The sequence below is a fragment of the Novosphingobium sp. ES2-1 genome (assembly GCF_015169775.1).
In the GTDB taxonomy this organism is placed as follows: domain Bacteria; phylum Pseudomonadota; class Alphaproteobacteria; order Sphingomonadales; family Sphingomonadaceae; genus Novosphingobium; species Novosphingobium subterraneum.
In genome coordinates, this window is record NZ_CP063445.1 from 1,064,862 (window position 1) to 1,080,241 (window position 15,380).

The 15,380-nt window shown below is 64.0% G+C and carries 15 protein-coding genes; 13 read left to right on the top strand and 2 right to left on the bottom strand.

The annotated features are described in order from the left end of the window. Window positions 1-11 precede the first annotated feature (11 nt). Both IM701_RS05170 and IM701_RS05175 read left to right on the top strand, forming a co-directional pair. Entirely contained in the window at window positions 12-500 is a 489-nt protein-coding gene (locus IM701_RS05170) for a flavin reductase family protein (RefSeq protein WP_039335159.1), read from the top strand. Between the two features lie 254 nt (window positions 501-754). Continuing rightward, window positions 755-1,450 (top strand): Crp/Fnr family transcriptional regulator, encoded by a 696-nt coding sequence (locus tag IM701_RS05175; RefSeq protein ID WP_039335157.1) that lies wholly within the window; start codon window positions 755-757, stop codon window positions 1,448-1,450. Between the two features lie 76 nt (window positions 1,451-1,526). Here the strand turns inward: IM701_RS05175 and IM701_RS05180 are convergent, their stop codons facing one another. Further along, on the bottom strand, window positions 1,527-3,998 hold the full coding sequence (locus IM701_RS05180; protein ID WP_039335155.1) for a TonB-dependent receptor: 2,472 nt from the start codon (window positions 3,996-3,998) through the stop codon (window positions 1,527-1,529). Window positions 3,999-4,310: 312 nt separating this feature from the next. Then, the gene (locus tag IM701_RS05185; RefSeq protein WP_193827993.1) at window positions 4,311-4,997 is read right to left on the bottom strand and encodes an OmpW family protein; all 687 of its coding nucleotides are present in this window, start codon (window positions 4,995-4,997) and stop codon (window positions 4,311-4,313) included. Between the two features lie 235 nt (window positions 4,998-5,232). Here IM701_RS05185 and ccoN point away from each other — a divergent pair, with 235 nt between their 5' ends. The 11 genes from ccoN (at window position 5,233) to eda (ending at window position 15,367) form a co-directional block, all read left to right on the top strand. Next, a complete protein-coding gene (gene ccoN, locus IM701_RS05190; RefSeq protein WP_062343625.1) occupies window positions 5,233-6,879 on the top strand; it encodes a cytochrome-c oxidase, cbb3-type subunit I in 1,647 nt (548 codons plus the stop codon). A 24-nt stretch (window positions 6,880-6,903) separates the two neighbouring features. Beyond that, on the top strand, window positions 6,904-7,653 hold the full coding sequence (ccoO, locus tag IM701_RS05195) for a cytochrome-c oxidase, cbb3-type subunit II (RefSeq protein WP_193827994.1): 750 nt from the start codon (window positions 6,904-6,906) through the stop codon (window positions 7,651-7,653). Further along, entirely contained in the window at window positions 7,650-7,820 is a 171-nt protein-coding gene (locus IM701_RS05200) for a cbb3-type cytochrome c oxidase subunit 3 (protein WP_039335150.1), read from the top strand. The genes ccoO and IM701_RS05200 overlap by 4 nt, the downstream gene beginning before the upstream one ends. Continuing rightward, complete coding sequence (gene ccoP / locus IM701_RS05205; protein WP_193827995.1) at window positions 7,813-8,748, top strand: cytochrome-c oxidase, cbb3-type subunit III; 936 nt, start codon at window positions 7,813-7,815, stop codon at window positions 8,746-8,748. The genes IM701_RS05200 and ccoP overlap by 8 nt, the downstream gene beginning before the upstream one ends. Window positions 8,749-8,771: 23 nt before the next feature. Continuing rightward, a complete protein-coding gene (ccoG, locus tag IM701_RS05210; protein ID WP_193827996.1) occupies window positions 8,772-10,292 on the top strand; it encodes a cytochrome c oxidase accessory protein CcoG in 1,521 nt (506 codons plus the stop codon). After that, window positions 10,289-10,759, top strand: a complete 471-nt coding sequence (locus tag IM701_RS05215; RefSeq protein ID WP_193827997.1) for a FixH family protein — start codon at window positions 10,289-10,291, stop codon at window positions 10,757-10,759. Before ccoG ends, IM701_RS05215 begins: the two co-directional genes overlap by 4 nt. After that, the gene (locus tag IM701_RS05220) at window positions 10,756-12,879 is read left to right on the top strand and encodes a heavy metal translocating P-type ATPase (RefSeq protein ID WP_230487807.1); all 2,124 of its coding nucleotides are present in this window, start codon (window positions 10,756-10,758) and stop codon (window positions 12,877-12,879) included. The genes IM701_RS05215 and IM701_RS05220 overlap by 4 nt, the downstream gene beginning before the upstream one ends. Continuing rightward, window positions 12,876-13,025 carry a cbb3-type cytochrome oxidase assembly protein CcoS gene (ccoS, locus tag IM701_RS05225; RefSeq protein WP_039335141.1) on the top strand — a complete coding sequence of 50 codons (150 nt, stop codon included), beginning with the start codon at window positions 12,876-12,878 and terminating at the stop codon, window positions 13,023-13,025. Before IM701_RS05220 ends, ccoS begins: the two co-directional genes overlap by 4 nt. Further along, a complete protein-coding gene (locus IM701_RS05230) occupies window positions 13,022-13,282 on the top strand; it encodes a hypothetical protein (protein ID WP_039335139.1) in 261 nt (86 codons plus the stop codon). Before ccoS ends, IM701_RS05230 begins: the two co-directional genes overlap by 4 nt. Further along, complete coding sequence (gene hemN / locus IM701_RS05235; RefSeq protein ID WP_230487808.1) at window positions 13,272-14,621, top strand: oxygen-independent coproporphyrinogen III oxidase; 1,350 nt, start codon at window positions 13,272-13,274, stop codon at window positions 14,619-14,621. The genes IM701_RS05230 and hemN overlap by 11 nt, the downstream gene beginning before the upstream one ends. A gap of 131 nt (window positions 14,622-14,752) precedes the next feature. Further along, the gene (gene eda, locus IM701_RS05240) at window positions 14,753-15,367 is read left to right on the top strand and encodes a bifunctional 4-hydroxy-2-oxoglutarate aldolase/2-dehydro-3-deoxy-phosphogluconate aldolase (RefSeq protein WP_039335137.1); all 615 of its coding nucleotides are present in this window, start codon (window positions 14,753-14,755) and stop codon (window positions 15,365-15,367) included. Window positions 15,368-15,380 lie beyond the last annotated feature (13 nt).

A 15,380-nucleotide genomic window follows, 5' to 3' on the forward strand; every position in this document is an offset into this window, starting at 1 on the left:
GGCAGGCGCGCATGATCGATCCCCGCCATTTCCGTAACGTCCTCGGTACCTGGCCGACAGGTGTCTGCGTCATCACTTCGGTCGAGCCGGATGGAACGCGGCACGGTCTGGTCGTGGGCTCGTTCAGTTCGATCTCGCTCGATCCGCCGCTTGTGGGATTTTTCCCGGACAAGCGATCGAGCACATGGCCCAAGATCGCGGAGACGGGCCGGTTTTGCGTGAATGTGCTGGGCGCTGACCAGTTGGAGCTGTGCAAGCGCTTTGCAGCGAAGGCTGAGGACAAGTTTGCCGAGCTTGCGCACGATCACACGCCGTCCGGCATGCCGCTTCTCGAGGACGCGATTGCCTGGATCGACTGCACGGTCGAGCGGGTCGAGGACATCGGCGATCACTTTCTGGTGGTTGGCGCAGTCGAGGCGCTGGACCGTCGCGAAGACGGCACACCGCTGCTGTTCTTCCGGGGCCAGTATCACGACGTGACGCAGCTTCCCGCGCTCTGAATTCTGCAGCAATCCTAAAAATTGTTGGTGTTTTTGACTTCCGTCAACGCGGGCTCGGGCGCGCGCGGATAGTCATGACTTCGACGAAGCGGGGTGGATGCACCCCACCGGCCTCCGCCCCGCTTCGGCGATTTCTCCCCAACTCGGGCGGCCCGGCAGAAACGGACCGCCCAATTTTTTCGTGCTTCGGAGAGCCCGAAGACCGATCCTTTTCGCCAATTGCCGGAAATGGTTCGGAATGATAACGAAGCGCCATGTCTTCCTGTGATACCTGTGTCGTCCGCAATCGTGCCATTTGCGCCGGACTCGACAACCGTGAGATTGAAGCGCTCAATCAGATCGGTCGACGCAGAGTGGTGACGGCGGGCGAACCGCTGATCTGGGAAGACGATGATTCGCTGCTCGTCGCCAATGTGATCGAAGGCGTCCTCAAGCTGACCACCAGCACGGAGGACGGGCGCGAGCAGATCGTCGGCGTTGCCTATCCATCGGATTTCATCGGCCGTCCCTTCGGACAGACCAGCAGCGCCAGCGTGGTCGCGCTGACGGATGCGCGTGTCTGCGTGTTCTCGCGCAACGATTTTGACCGCTTCGCCCGCGAACATCCCGAGCTTGAGCACAAGCTGCTGGAGCGCACTCTTGCGGAACTCGACCGCACGCGTTCGTGGATGATGCTCCTCGGGCGCAAGAACGCATCGGAAAAGATCGCGACATTCCTGCTGGAAATGTCCGATCGCCTGGCGGAAACGGGATGCACTCCCGCTTTCGGCCCTGCACGCCGTTTTTCACTGCCGTTTTCCCGCCAGCAAGTTGCCGACGTTCTGGGACTGACGATCGAAACGGTCAGCCGTCAGTTCACCAAGCTCAAGAATGAAGGCGTGATCGAACTGCCTTCGCGTCGCGAGGTGGAGATACTGAACCGGCAGGCGTTGGTCTCGCTGGCCGGTTGAAGCCGGCTCCAGCGTTGGAAATGGAAAAGGCCGGCCCTTTGCGGGACCGGCCTTTCTCTTGTCCGATCCCGAAGGATCAGAACGACTTGCGCACGGTCATGCCGATCTTGCGCGGCGTGCCGACGTTGTAGCCGAGGCGTGCGCGGCCACCGCGTTCTCGGTCGAGCGAGAGCAGCGGCGTTTCGTTGAACAGGTTGTTGGCATAGACCAGAACTGACAGGCCGTTCTCCCAGTTCAGACCCGCCGAGATGTTGACGAGGTTGTAGCTTGGAAGCTGATACGATCCGAAGTTGTAGGCGCCGCTGCCGTAGGCGCCGGTTGCCGGATTGAAGAACAGCGAGTTGCCGAACACGCCTGCGCCGGCCTCTTGATCCGAGGGCTGGGTGAAGCGGTTGCCGACATGCTGGAAGCTGGCATTGGCCGACAACTCCATGCCGCTAGACACTTCAGTGGTGTAACCGGCTGTTGCCGACATCTGGAACTTCGGCACGGTCGGCAGGCGGTTGCCGTCACGGATGCCCGCGATGATCGCGCCAGTGCCGTCCTTGACGCTGCTGTCGAACTGCGATTCGATCACCGAGCCGTTGACTGCGAGCGAGAAGCCCATGCCGAGGTCGGCAGCGAGTTCCATTTCGACACCGGTGGTGTGCGCCTTTGGCACGTTGAACACCACGCGCGACGAGCAGCTTCCGGCGTCGGCCGTGACCTGCAGGTTGCGGATATCGTTGTAGAACGCCGCCGCATTGAAGGTGACGGGGCCGCTGGCGAGCTTCACACCGGCCTCGTAGTTCCAAAGGGTCTCGTCCTTGTAGGTCTGGCTGTTACCGAAGATGACCTTGTCGTTGGCCGAGCAGAGCGGCAGGTTCAGCGGGTCGTTCACGCCACCAAGGCGGAAGCCTTTCGAAGCCTGCAGGTTGATCGAAAGATCCCGGCTCGGCTGATAGCTGACGATGAAGCGGGGATTAAACCCGTCGCTCTTGGTCTTGTCGGCAATCCGGCGGTCACCGTTGGCGAAGACGCCGCCCGAGATGAAATCGCGCGATTCCTTGAAGTCGTAATAGCGACCGCCTGCGGTCATCTTGAAGTCGCCGATCTTGTAGCTGGCTTCACCGAAGATCGCGAACTGCTCGATGTCGTATGGGATATCGGCATTGTAAGGCGAGTTCGCGGGGAACCCGTTGGCGATCGCAGCGTCGGTCGACACGAACGGGGTACGCAAAGCCGGATTGGCGTTGGGAACGCGGCACGTGTTTTCGGCTTGGCACAGGGCGGCAAGGAACAGGTTTCCGAAGGCGTCGTAACCCGGGGTGGGCAGGCGCTGGGCGTATTTACGGTCGATCTTGCTGTAGAACCCGCCAAGTACCCACTGGAGTGGGCCCTTGCCTGACGAGGCCAGGCGCACTTCCTGGGTCCAGGTCTTCAGCTTGGTGCCATCGCGCAGGTTCGAAGGCAGGTTTGCGCCCGGCGCCACAAGCGGTTCCAAACCGGCGAACGAGACCGAGACCGAGCCGGTCAGGGCCGAAGCATCGCGGCTAACCAGAATATCGCGGTTGATATAGGTCGTGACGCTGGTGACCTCGATCGAATCCGAAACTGGAGCCGAGATCGTGAGGTCAGCCAAGGTGGTCTTGTCGCGGAAGCCTTCGCGCAGCTTCAGATACTGCGTGTTTTCCGGCAGCGCGGGAGCGCCAGCCAGCGGGCTCTGGTAGAAGTGGTACACGTCCGCGCGGTTGAAGCCGTTGGTCTTGATGTCCTGGTAGACGATGCGCGGCGTGATCTTCACGCCAGCAACAGGCTCGAACAGCACTGCTGCGCGAACGCCGTAGCGCTCGCCGTCGTTGATGTTCTTGCCGGCCGCGGGGCCGACTGCGTTGATAAAGCCGGCAAAGTGCTCGCCATACCCGACCACGCGCAGCGCGGCGTTCTCGCCCAGCGGCACGTTGACGGCGCCCTTGGCCGAATAGCCGACATCGCCGCCGTCGAGCACGTTGACGTCAGCGGCGACCTGGCCTTCGGTCTGGCCCAGCTTGGGCTGGTTGGTGATGTAGCGGACGGTACCGCCCACCGAACCCGAACCGAACAGCGTGCCCTGCGGCCCGCGCAGCGTTTCCACGCGGTTGAGGTCGAACAGGTCGAAATCAGGTGTGAACAGCGACAGCGAGGTGACGGATTCGTCGAGATAGATGCCGACCTGTTCCTTCACGCCCGGCTGGTCGCGGACGATCTGGCCTGCCGATACGCCGCGCACGGAAACCTGGCTCTGGCCGGGCCCGAGGTTCTGGACAGTGAGGCCGGCGACCGAGCGCGAGATGTCTTCGATCGAGCTGGCGCCGGTCTTCTCGATGTCGGCTGCGGTCTGCGCGTTCACCGAGAACGGCACTTCTTGGATCGTCTGGGCGCGCTTGGTTGCGGTGACGACGATTTCGTTGCCGGTGCTGCCGTCTTCAGCCTGTGCTTCATCGGCGGACTGGGCGAGGGCGGGCGTCGCGATCACCAGCGAGGCGACGGACGAGAGCAGAATCCTGCGAATGCGGGCTGGGTTAGCCATTGTTGTATCCTCCCGAAATGGCGCAACTGTAGTTGCGATGGCAACTTGTTCGTTGACAAGTGCTGGAGTTCCCATGCGCTAGAGCAACGGTTCGGCGCAATCAGGCTTTGGGGAAGTTCCGCCTATTCAGCCACACCTGTGGCTGCGGCGCAACAGGCCTGAAATGCCCGGAATTGTTGGGATTTGTAAGTTGAACAAACAAAAAAGTGGCGGGCAGAAAACCAGCGAGGCGATCCCAGAACCTCGTGATTTCCTGCCCGCCGTCCCCTGATCCGGCGCGCGTGGGGGGCGCCGGACGGGAAGGGGATTTCGTCAGAAGCGGTATGCGAGTCCCGCGCTCACGACCCACGGGTCAAGCGAGTGCTTGGTGGTCAGGACTTCGGCATTTCCGGCATAGAAGTGGGCGGTCGTGTCCTGGAAATACTTCTTGGCATCGATGCTGACACCGAGACCCTTGTCGTTGACCGGAATGTCCACCCCCGCCTGAAGGGCAAAGCCCACTTCGTTGGACATCTTGACCTTGGTCACGCCCAGGCCAGTGATGCTCGAACCAGGCTTTTCACCGAAGATCAGAAACATCGACGGACCGGCGCCCACATATGGCTTGATCCCGCCGCCCATCGGCAGGTGATACTTCAGCGTCAGCGTGGCCGGCAGCACCAGCACGTGGTCGACGATGTTGGTGGCTGGGGCCAGGGCGCCCACGCCGCTGACATGGTGCTGGGTGAAGCAGCAGATCGTCTCGGCCGAGACGTTGGGCGTCAGAAAATACTCGACCGCAAGGGTCGGCACATAGTTGTCGTTGGCCTTGGTCTGCGCGCCGGTGGTCAGGCCCAGGGGGTCTTTCTTCACTTCCACGATCTTGCCGTCCGGAAGCACGCCAGTGCCGAGCACCTTGACCTGCAGCTTGCCTTCGGCCGAGCCGGCAAGGGCCGATGCCGGTGCAAGAGCGGCGGCTGCGAAGGCCAGGGGCAGGGCGGCGGTAATCAGCTTCTTCATCGGTCTTGTCCTGCACCACGGATGGCCAGCCCCTCGCTGGCCCCAGATCGTCCGTGGCTTGGACAGCCTGATGCACCGCACCGAATCACGAGACATTGACGAAGCGCAAAAATGCGAAAACGCGATCTACGACCAAAGTATAAGGCTGATTTTGCGCGATTTGACTCTGGTCAATGTTCCTCCCCGCCCTTGGGTGCAGCGCGGCATGCACATCACTCATGGAAGGGAAGGCTCCATGGAATCGGCACTATCGCGCTCGGGCCTCTGGCTCGTTGCGCTCTTTATCGCCGTCGCCGCCTGCGCTGCAGCCGTCGACACGGGTTTCGCGATCCACATGGGCATCGTGGCACTGGCCTGCATCATCGGGCTGATCGTCACGCTGCGCGGGGTGGATCTGTCGAAGGCCATCCTCGCACCTGATCAGGGCCGCTACGACGACGACGTGATCCGCTGGGGCGTGATCGCGACCGTCTTCTGGGGCATGGCAGGGTTCCTGGCAGGGCTCTACATCGCACTGCAGCTGGCGCTGCCGGTCCTGAACCTCGGTCTTGAATGGACCGCGTTCGGCCGCCTGCGCCCGCTGCACACCTCTGCGGTCATCTTCGCTTTCGGAGGCAACGCGCTGATCGCCACGTCGTTCTACGTCGTGCAGCGTACTTGCCGGGCGAGGCTGGCCTTCCCCGGCCTCGCCCGTTTCGTGTTCTGGGGATACCAGCTGTTCATCGTGCTGGCGGCAACCGGCTATCTGCTCGGCATCACGCAGGGCAAGGAATATGCCGAGCCCGAATGGTACGTCGACCTGTGGCTGACCATCGTCTGGGTGGCCTACCTCGCGGTCTTCGTCGGTACGATCGTCAAGCGCACCGAACCGCATATCTATGTCGCCAACTGGTTCTACCTGTCGTTCATCGTGACCGTGGCGATGCTGCACATCGTCAACAACCTGAACTGGCCGGTCAGCTTCGTCGGCAGCCGCAGCTACCCGATCTTTGCCGGTGTGCAGGGCGCGCTGGTGCAGTGGTGGTACGGCCACAACGCGGTCGGCTTCTTCCTCACCGCCGGCTTCTTGGCGATGATGTACTACTTTGTTCCGAAGCAGGCCGAACGCCCGGTCTATTCCTACCGCCTGTCGATCATCCACTTCTGGGCGCTGATCTTCCTCTACATCTGGGCGGGTCCGCACCACCTTCACTACACCGCGCTGCCCGACTGGGCGCAGACGCTGGGCATGGTCTTCTCGGTCATGCTGTGGATGCCGAGCTGGGGCGGCATGATCAACGGCCTGATGACGCTCAACGGCGCCTGGGACAAGGTCCGAACCGATCCGATCATCCGCATGATGGTCATGGCGCTCGCCTTCTATGGCATGAGCACCTTCGAAGGCCCGATGATGTCGATCAAGTCGGTGAACAGCCTGTCGCACTATACCGACTGGACCATCGGCCACGTCCACTCCGGCGCGCTGGGCTGGAACGGCATGATCACCTTCGCGGCGGTCTATTACCTCGTGCCGCGCCTGTGGAACCGTGAACGGCTCTACTCGCTGCGCATGGTCAACTGGCACTTCTGGCTCGCGACCGTGGGCATCGTCTTCTACGCCGCCTCGATGTGGGTGGCAGGCATCACCCAGGGCCTGATGTGGCGCGAATATGGTGCCGACGGCTACCTGGTGAACAGCTTTGCCGAAACCGTCCTTGCGCTGAAGCCGATGTTCTTTCTGCGCGCATTCGGTGGCCTGCTTTACCTCGCAGGAGCCGTGGTCATGACCGTCAACGTCTGGCGCACGATCCTTGGGGCGCTGCGTGACGAAGCACCGATGAGCGACGCCCCCTACGATCCCGAAAAGGACCGTCCGATCCTCGCCGCGCCTGCCGCAGCCTGATCAGACGCATCCGGAGAAAATCCCATGACGACAATCGTGGAAAAGCACAAGAAACTGGAGCGCAACGTGACGCTCCTCGGGCTCGCGGCCTTCGCGGCAGTGACCGTGGGCGGCATCGTCGAGATCGCCCCGCTGTTCTGGATCGACAACACGATCGAGAAGGTGGACGGCATGCGCCCCTACACCCCGCTCGAGCAGGCCGGGCGCGACATCTACGTCCGCGAAGGCTGCTACACCTGCCATAGCCAGATGATCCGTCCGTTCCGTGACGAGGTCGAACGCTACGGCCACTACAGCCTTGCAGCGGAATCGATGTACGACCATCCGTTCCAGTGGGGCTCGAAGCGTACCGGGCCTGACCTTGCCCGCGTCGGCAATCGCTATTCCGATGAATGGCACGTGCAGCACCTCAAGGATCCGCGCGCCGTGGTGCCGGAATCGATCATGCCGACGTACGCGCACCTTGCCGAGCATGACCTGAACCCGGGCGACATGACGGCAGAGTTGCGCACGCTCTACCAGGTCGGCGTGCCCTATTCGAAGACCGACATCGAGAAGGCCAACGAGGACCTCAAGGCCCAGGCCGATCCGAACGCAGACGCGACCGATCTGCTCAAGCGCTACCCCAAGGCGCAGGCGCGCGACTTTGACGGCGATCCGACGCGTCTGACCGAGATGGATGCGCTTGTCGCCTATCTCCAGATGCTGGGCACGCTTGTCGACGTGAACGCCCCTGCCGCGCAGGAGAAGCTCGCCAAGGAGAAGGGCCGATGAGCACCCACTCCACTTACGACATGCTGCGGCATCTCGCTGACAGCTGGGGCCTGCTGGTGATGACGGCCATTTTCGTGGGGTTGAGCGCATGGCCGTTCCGCCCCGGCGCCAAGCCGCTGAACCGCGAGGCTGCGAACTCGATCTTCAAGGACGAAACCGATGTCTGAGTCTAACAAGATTCCGGCCTCCGCCGGAGGGCGCATCGACGACGCAACCGGCGTCGAAACCGTCGGCCACGAATGGGACGGCATCGAGGAACTGAACAATCCCCTGCCGCGCTGGTGGCTGTGGTCCTTCTACGCCACGATCGTCTTCTCCATCGCCTACTGCGTGGTCTACCCGGCCTGGCCGATGATCGACAAGGCGACGGCGGGAACATTCGGCTGGACCAGCCGCGGCCAGCTCGACCAGGAGATGAAGGCAGAAGCCGCGCGCAAGGCGGGGCTCTTGGCCGAACTCGACAAGGCCTCGATCGAACAGATCGCCGCTGATCCGCGCCTGCGCCGCGCCGCGATCGACGGTGGCCGCGCTGCGTTCAAGGTCAACTGCATCCAGTGTCACGGCAATGGCGCCGCTGGCAGTGCGGGCTATCCCAACCTCAATGACGACGACTGGCTGTGGGGCGGCGATGTCGCCACGGTCCACCAGACGCTCGTCCACGGCGTGCGCCAGCCCGGCGACGACGCCACCCGCATGAGTCAGATGCCGGCCTTCGGGCGCGATGGCATCCTGACGCCGGCCCAAGTGCAGGACGTGGTCAGCCATGTCCGGGTGATCAGCGCGCAGGAGAAGCCGAGCGGTTCCTCGCAGCGCGGCGCCGAGATCTACGCCGCAAACTGCGTCGCTTGTCATGGCGCCAGCGGTGAAGGCGATCGGGCTTTTGGCGCGCCCAAGCTCAGCGATGCGATCTGGCTCTACGGTGGTGACCGCAAGGCGCTGACCCAGACGGTGACGAACGCCCGGTACGGCGTGATGCCATCGTGGGGCACGCGTCTCGATCCGGTGACGGTGAAGATGCTGGCCACTTACGTCCATTCGCTGGGCGGCGGCGAGGAAGCTCCCGCTCCTGCCGCAGCCCCTGCCGCTGCCAAATAACCCGAACACAGGACAACACGGTCATGACTGCGCACGATCCCAAACTCCGCGCGGACCACTCGAACGAAATCGGCCTCTACGAAAAGCGGAAAGGCGTTTTCCCGAAGGCTATCAACGGACCGTTCCGCCGCTTCAAGTGGCTGGTCATGATCGTGTGCCTGGGCATTTACTGGGGCACGCCGTGGATTCGGTGGAACCGCGGCCCCTATGCCCCCGACCAGGCGGTGCTGATCGATCTGGCGCACCGCCGGTTCTTCATGTTCGATATCGAAATCTGGCCGCATGAATTCTACTTCGTGGCAGGCCTGCTGATCATGGCCGGGATCGGCCTGTTCCTCGTCACCTCGGCGGTGGGTCGCGCCTGGTGCGGCTATGCCTGCCCGCAGACGGTGTGGACGGACCTGTTCCAGCACGTCGATCGCTTCATCGATGGCGACCGCAACGCCCAGCTGCGCCTGCAGAAGGCGCCGTGGACAGCCGGCAAGATCGGCAAGCGCGCGCTGAAGTGGACCATCTACCTCGCCATCAGCTTCGCCACGGGCGGGGCCTGGATCTTCTACTTCGCCGACGCACCGACGCTGCAATACGAATTCTGGACCGGCACTGCCGCTCCTGTCGCCTATGCGACCACATTCGTCCTGACGATGACGACCTTCATCTTCGGCGGCTTCATGCGCGAACAGGTCTGCATCTACATGTGCCCCTGGCCGCGCATCCAGACCGCGATGCTCGACGAGAAGAGCCTGATCGTCACCTACAAGGACTGGCGCGGCGAGCCGCGCGGCTCGGTCAAGAGCGCGGTCAAGGCTGCCACTCCGCTGGGTGACTGCATCGACTGTATGCAGTGCGTCGCCGTATGCCCGACCGGCATAGACATCCGCGAGGGGCCGCAGATCGGCTGCATCACTTGCGCGCTGTGCATCGACGCCTGCGACAAGGCCATGGCCGACGTCGGTCGCGCGCGCGGACTGATCGACTACTGCACGCTGGTCGATGCCGAAAAGGAGAAGAAGGGCGAGGAGCCCACCCCGGTCCTCAAGACCATCTTCCGTCCGCGCACGCTGATCTATCTCGGGGTGTGGTCGGCGATCGGCGCGGCAATGCTCTTCGCCCTTGGCCAGCGCGCCCGTCTCGACATTTCGGTGGCCAAGGACCGCAATCCCGAGTTCGTGACGCTGTCTGACGGGACAATCCGCAACGCCTACACGATCAAGCTGCGCAACATGGAAGAGCGCCCGCGCACCTTCCGCGTCGCGTTGGAAGGCCTTGAAGGCGCTGCCATGTTCACCGACGAGATGGACGCAGCCGCTGCCAAGCGCGATCTCACCTTCCGCGTCCCCGCCGACACCACGCAGCGCCTGCGCATCTACGTCGTTGCCCGGCGCCGTGGTGAACATGGCGAACACCGCCGCGACGGCCACGGTGAAGGCCATCATGACAGGGGCCACGGCGAATTCGCCTTCGTCCTCACGGCCCCCGATGACGAAGGCGGCATGGACCGCAGCGAAACCAGCTTCACCCTCCCTGAAGGACACGGCGAATGACCCAGAACAGCCGTACCGCTCGCCCGTTCACCGGCAAGCACATCACCCTGATCCTCGTCAGCTTCTTCGGCGTGGTCATCGCGGTCAACGTCCTCATGGCGCGGCTTGCCACGGACACTTTCGGCGGGGTGGTGGTCGAGAATTCCTACGTTGCCAGCCAGCAGTTCAACGGCTGGCTCAAGGAAGCCAGCGCTGAGCAGGCGCTCGGCTGGAAAGCCGACATCGCCCGCGACGAGCAAGGCAGGGCGGCGATCACATTGCGCGACAGCAAGGGCAGCGCCATCGCTGCCGCCAAGGTCTCTGCCGTTGCCGAACATCCGCTCGGCCAGCGTCCGGAGACCGACCTGACCTTGCACGAACTTGCACCGGGCACTTACGCCGCCCCGCTCGAAGCCGGTCGCTGGCGCTTGCGGGTCATGGTCCAGGCCGAAGGCAAGGTGTGGCGCGCCGTAGGTGAAGTGCTGTGACCGTCGCCGCCCGCCTTCGCGCTGTCCCTGACGATGCAGTCCACACTGTCCTCGCCGTGCCGGGCATGCACTGCGCCGGCTGCATGGGCAAGGTCGAGCGCGCGCTCGCCGCGCTCGACGGGGTGGCCAGCGCAAGAACCAACCTGACCGCACGGACGGTGGAAGTCATCCACGCCCCGGAGGTCGAGCCGCCAACGCTCGTGGCGACGCTCGCAGCTACCGGTTTCGATGCGCAGCCGCGCGAGATCGAGGCCGAACCCGTTTCGGCCGTCAGGCCACTTCTCGCCCCACTCGGCGTTGCCGCCTTTGCCTGCATGAACGTCATGCTCATGTCGGTCAGCGTCTGGTCTGGCGCCGACGGGACGACGCGATCGCTGTTTCACTGGGTCTCGGCGATGATCGGGGTGCCCGCCATCGTCTATGCCGGCCGCCCGTTCTTCGCTTCGGCCTGGAAGGTGCTGCGCCATGGCAGGACCAACATGGACGTGCCGATCTCCATCGGCGTGACCATCGCCACCGGATTGTCGTTCTACGAAACCCTGACCGGCGGGGCAGAGGCCTGGTTCGACGGCGTGCTCATGCTGCTGATGTTCCTGCTGGCAGGGCGCGTACTCGATGCGATGATGCGCGATCGCGCGCGTTCGGGCGTCGATGCCCTGTTGCGCCAGGTCGCCAGTGGCACGATGGTCGTTGAGGCGGATGGCGCAACCCGCTGGCTCGACACGAAATCGCTGCAGCCCGGCATGCTCATGCGCGTCGCGGCGGGCGAACGCCTCGCCGCCGATGGCGAAGTCCTGCGCGGCACGACGCGCTTCGACCAGTCGCTGCTGACTGGCGAAAGCGCACCGGTCGAGGCCGCGCCCGGCACGGTCGTTCACGCCGGGACACTGAACGTCGATGCACCGGTCGACGTGCGCGTTACCGCCATCGGGCGAGATACCGCCCTGTCCGAAATCGCCCGCCTGATGGAAGCAGCCGGGCAATCGCGCTCGAAGTTCGTGCGCATCGCCGATCGCGCCTCGCGCCTCTATGCCCCTGCTGTCCACACGCTGGCGGCGCTCACCTTTGCCGGATGGATGATCGCGGGCGCTGGCGTCTACCAGTCGCTGGTCATCGCCATTGCGGTGCTGATCATCACCTGCCCCTGCGCGCTCGGCCTTGCCGTCCCGGTAGCGCAAGTCGTAGCGGCAGGCGCGCTGCTGAAGCGCGGCATTCTGGTCAAGGACGGCTCCGCGCTCGAACGCATGGCCGAGGTCAACCGTATCCTGCTCGACAAGACCGGTACGCTCACGCTCGGACGCCCCGTGCCGGACGAAGTCGCGCTCGGCGCATTGACGAAAGCGCAAGGCTCGGTCGTCATGGCCCTTGCCAGCCATAGCCGCCACCCGCTGTCGCTCGGCCTGGTGCAAGCCCTTGGTGCCCGCGGCGTGCGGGCCGCAGTTGTCGAAGATGTGCGCGAGGAAGCAGGGCAGGGCATCACCGCCCGCTGGAACGGTCTGGCGGTCGCGCTGGGCCGTCCTGCCTCGTCGCAGGGCATGGCCACGGCGTTCCGCATCGAAGGCGATGCCGTCCGCGTCATTCCCTTTGCTGACCGTCTTCGCCCCGATGCAGATGAGGCTCTGGCGCAGTTGAAGGCTCTGAAAGTCGATCCTTCGATCCTTTCCGGAGATTCGGTCCCGGCAGTGGCAGCAGTAGCCCGCGCCACCGGTCTGACGGCGCAAGCCGCAGCTTCTCCTGCCGACAAGCAGGAGGCTCTCCAGCGCCTGCAACGCGTCGGCTGGAAGGTGATGATGGCGGGCGACGGCCTGAACGACGGCCCGGCGCTGGCCGCCGCCAATGCCTCGATCGCGCCGGGTTCCGCCAGCGATGTCGGGCGGCAGGCAGCGGACATGGTGTTCACCGGAGACTCGCTCCTCGCCGTCCCTCGCGCGATCCGCGTCTCGCGGGCGACCATGCGCGTGGTCCGGCAGAACTTCGCGCTCGCCATCGGCTACAACGTGCTGGCCGTTCCGCTGGCCATTCTCGGCCACGTCACCCCGCTGATCGCCGCCGTCGCCATGTCGACCAGCTCGCTGATCGTCGTCGCCAATTCGCTGCGCCTTGCCGGAGAGACGAAATGAACGGCATCGCCTTCATGCTCCCCATCGCACTCGGCATGGGGCTGTTCGGACTGGCCGGGTTCTTCTGGGCCTTGAAGCGCGGGCAATTCAGCGATCTCGATGGCGCCGCCGCGCGCATCCTGATCGAGGAAGAGGATCAGCCATGAACCGCCTCATGCGCCTGTTCGCGCCATTGGCCGTGCTGCAGATGGCCATGCCGTCGCCCGGCCACGCCAGCGTCATGATGGTTGCGTCGTGCGGCGGAACCGGCGCACCGATACCGATCCGCATCCCCGCCAAGGATGATGGCAGCAAAAATCTGCCCTGCTGCAAGGTTTGTCATATCTCAATGCGCAAGCGCACGGGCACCGATAGCTGTTGCGGAAATGGAGACGACGGAGAAGGTGAAGGCGATGGCTGCTGACATGATGACGGGGCCTGAAGTCTTCGGCCAATGGACCTACTGGCCAGAGCTGCTCGAACGCCCGGTTCCGCGTTACACCAGCTATCCCACCGCTGCCGAGTTCGTCGAGGAGAGCTTCGAGGACCGGCAGCGTGAAGCGTTGAAGGCCCTGCGCGGCACGGTCTCGCTCTATCTCCACATCCCTTATTGCCGTGAGATATGCTGGTACTGTGGCTGCAACACTGGCGCAGCCAACAAGACCCAGCGCCTCGCCGCCTACATGGAAGCGCTGCATCACGAGATCGACCTGGTCTCGCGCCTGCTGCACCCGTCGGTCAAGGTTTCGCGCATCGCCTTCGGCGGCGGCAGCCCCAACGCCATCAAGCCGACCGATTTCGTCCGCCTCGTCGACAAGTTGACCCTCAGCTTCCGCCTCGCCAATCCGGTGCTGTCGATCGAGCTCGATCCCCGCACGCTCGAGCCCGGCTGGTTCATGGCGATCCGCGGCATCGGCGTGATCAAGGCCAGCCTCGGGGTGCAGACGCTCGATGCCCGCGTCCAGCAGGCGATTGGCCGCGTCCAGCCGCGTGACGATATCGAGCGCGCGGTTGCAGGCTTGCGCAAGGCCGGTGTCGATTCCATCAATTTTGACCTCATGTACGGCCTGCCGTTCCAGAACGACGATATCCTCAGCCAGACGCTGGACCAGTCGATCGCCATGGGTGCCGATCGCTTCGCCTTGTTTGGCTATGCCCATGTGCCCCACATGATCCCGCGCCAGCAGCGGATCGATGCCAGCGAACTGCCAGACCAGCGCGCGCGCTTCCGCATGGCCGCCGAAGGCTATCAGCGCCTGATCAGTGCCGGGTATCAGGCGGTCGGCTTCGATCACTTCGCCCTGCAGGACGATGACCTTGCCATCGCCTCGCGCGCGGGCACCCTGCGCCGCAATTTCCAGGGCTTCACCGAAGACCAGTCCGAAGTGCTCATCGGCCTTGGCGCATCATCGATCAGCGAATTCCCCGAGCTTTACGTGCAGACCGAGAAAAACGCCGGCCGCTATCGCATGCTGGTCGGCGCCGATCAGTTGCCGGGACGGAAGGGCGTGGTCCGCACGGCCGAGGATCGCCGCCGCGGCGCGATCATCAACGACATCCTCTGCCGGGGCAGGGCGCAGATCGACTCCGATCTTCTGGCCATGAACCGCAGCCGGCTGGAGCCATTTATCGCACGCGGCCTCGCCCGTCTCGAAGGCAACGTGCTGAGCCTGTTGTCGGGCAACGAGCCCTACGCCCGTTCGATCGCCTCGGTGTTCGACGCCTATCGCACTGGTGAGCGGCAATTCAGCTCGGCAGTGTGAAGTTCCAGTTGTTCTGCGTTCCCCAAGAATAGCTATGCGCCTGCCCTTAGCAGGTGCACAATCCGGCTGAGTCGCGTTAAGTCCGCTTCACCAAACGAAGCGCGCAACCGTTCTGCGCCAGGGGAGACGCCATGAAGCCGATCGAATCCATCATGCGCACCGCGCCGGTCATCCCGGTTCTGGTGATCGAGGACGTCGACCACGCGCTTCCTGTCGCCCGCGCGCTCGTGAAGGGCGGCCTGCGCGTGCTCGAGGTTACCTTGCGCACGCCCGCCGCTCTCGACGTCATCCATGCAATGAAGGCGGTTGAAGGCGCCATCGTTGGGGCGGGCACTGTCACCAACCCCGATGAGTTGAAAGCCGCGATCGACGCTGGCGCAGAATTCATCGTCTCGCCCGGCCTGACCGAGAATCTTGGCAAGGCCGCCGTGGCATCGGGCATCCCCTTTCTGCCCGGCATTTCCTCTGCGGGCGACATCATGCGCGGTCTCGACCTCGGCCTGAACCACTTCAAGTTCTTCCCGGCTTCCACGTCGGGTGGACTTCCCGCGCTCAAGGCGCTCGCTGCGCCGTTCTATCAGTGCAAGTTCTGCCCCACCGGCGGCATTACCGCCGCCACCGCGCCTGATTGGCTGGGTTTCGACCCGGTCCTGTGCGTCGGTGGCAGCTGGGTGGTCGGCAAGGGCACGCCCGATGAAGCAGCGATCGAAGCCGCAGCGCGCGAAGCCTCGGCTTTGGGGAAGTAACGAATTCAAGGGA

Excerpts from the sequence above, each read along its gene's own strand:
- IM701_RS05170 (WP_039335159.1), top strand. The coding sequence starts at position 12 with ATGATCGATCCCCGCCATTTCCGTAACGTCCTCGGTACCTGGCCGACA.
- IM701_RS05175 (WP_039335157.1), top strand. The coding sequence starts at position 755 with ATGTCTTCCTGTGATACCTGTGTCGTCCGCAATCGTGCCATTTGCGCC.
- IM701_RS05180 (WP_039335155.1), bottom strand. The coding sequence starts at position 3,998 with ATGGCTAACCCAGCCCGCATTCGCAGGATTCTGCTCTCGTCCGTCGCC.
- IM701_RS05185 (WP_193827993.1), bottom strand. The coding sequence starts at position 4,997 with ATGAAGAAGCTGATTACCGCCGCCCTGCCCCTGGCCTTCGCAGCCGCC.
- ccoN (WP_062343625.1), top strand. The coding sequence starts at position 5,233 with ATGGAATCGGCACTATCGCGCTCGGGCCTCTGGCTCGTTGCGCTCTTT.
- ccoO (WP_193827994.1), top strand. The coding sequence starts at position 6,904 with ATGACGACAATCGTGGAAAAGCACAAGAAACTGGAGCGCAACGTGACG.
- IM701_RS05200 (WP_039335150.1), top strand. The coding sequence starts at position 7,650 with ATGAGCACCCACTCCACTTACGACATGCTGCGGCATCTCGCTGACAGC.
- ccoP (WP_193827995.1), top strand. The coding sequence starts at position 7,813 with ATGTCTGAGTCTAACAAGATTCCGGCCTCCGCCGGAGGGCGCATCGAC.
- ccoG (WP_193827996.1), top strand. The coding sequence starts at position 8,772 with ATGACTGCGCACGATCCCAAACTCCGCGCGGACCACTCGAACGAAATC.
- IM701_RS05215 (WP_193827997.1), top strand. The coding sequence starts at position 10,289 with ATGACCCAGAACAGCCGTACCGCTCGCCCGTTCACCGGCAAGCACATC.
- ccoS (WP_039335141.1), top strand. The coding sequence starts at position 12,876 with ATGAACGGCATCGCCTTCATGCTCCCCATCGCACTCGGCATGGGGCTG.
- IM701_RS05230 (WP_039335139.1), top strand. The coding sequence starts at position 13,022 with ATGAACCGCCTCATGCGCCTGTTCGCGCCATTGGCCGTGCTGCAGATG.
- hemN (WP_230487808.1), top strand. The coding sequence starts at position 13,272 with ATGGCTGCTGACATGATGACGGGGCCTGAAGTCTTCGGCCAATGGACC.
- eda (WP_039335137.1), top strand. The coding sequence starts at position 14,753 with ATGAAGCCGATCGAATCCATCATGCGCACCGCGCCGGTCATCCCGGTT.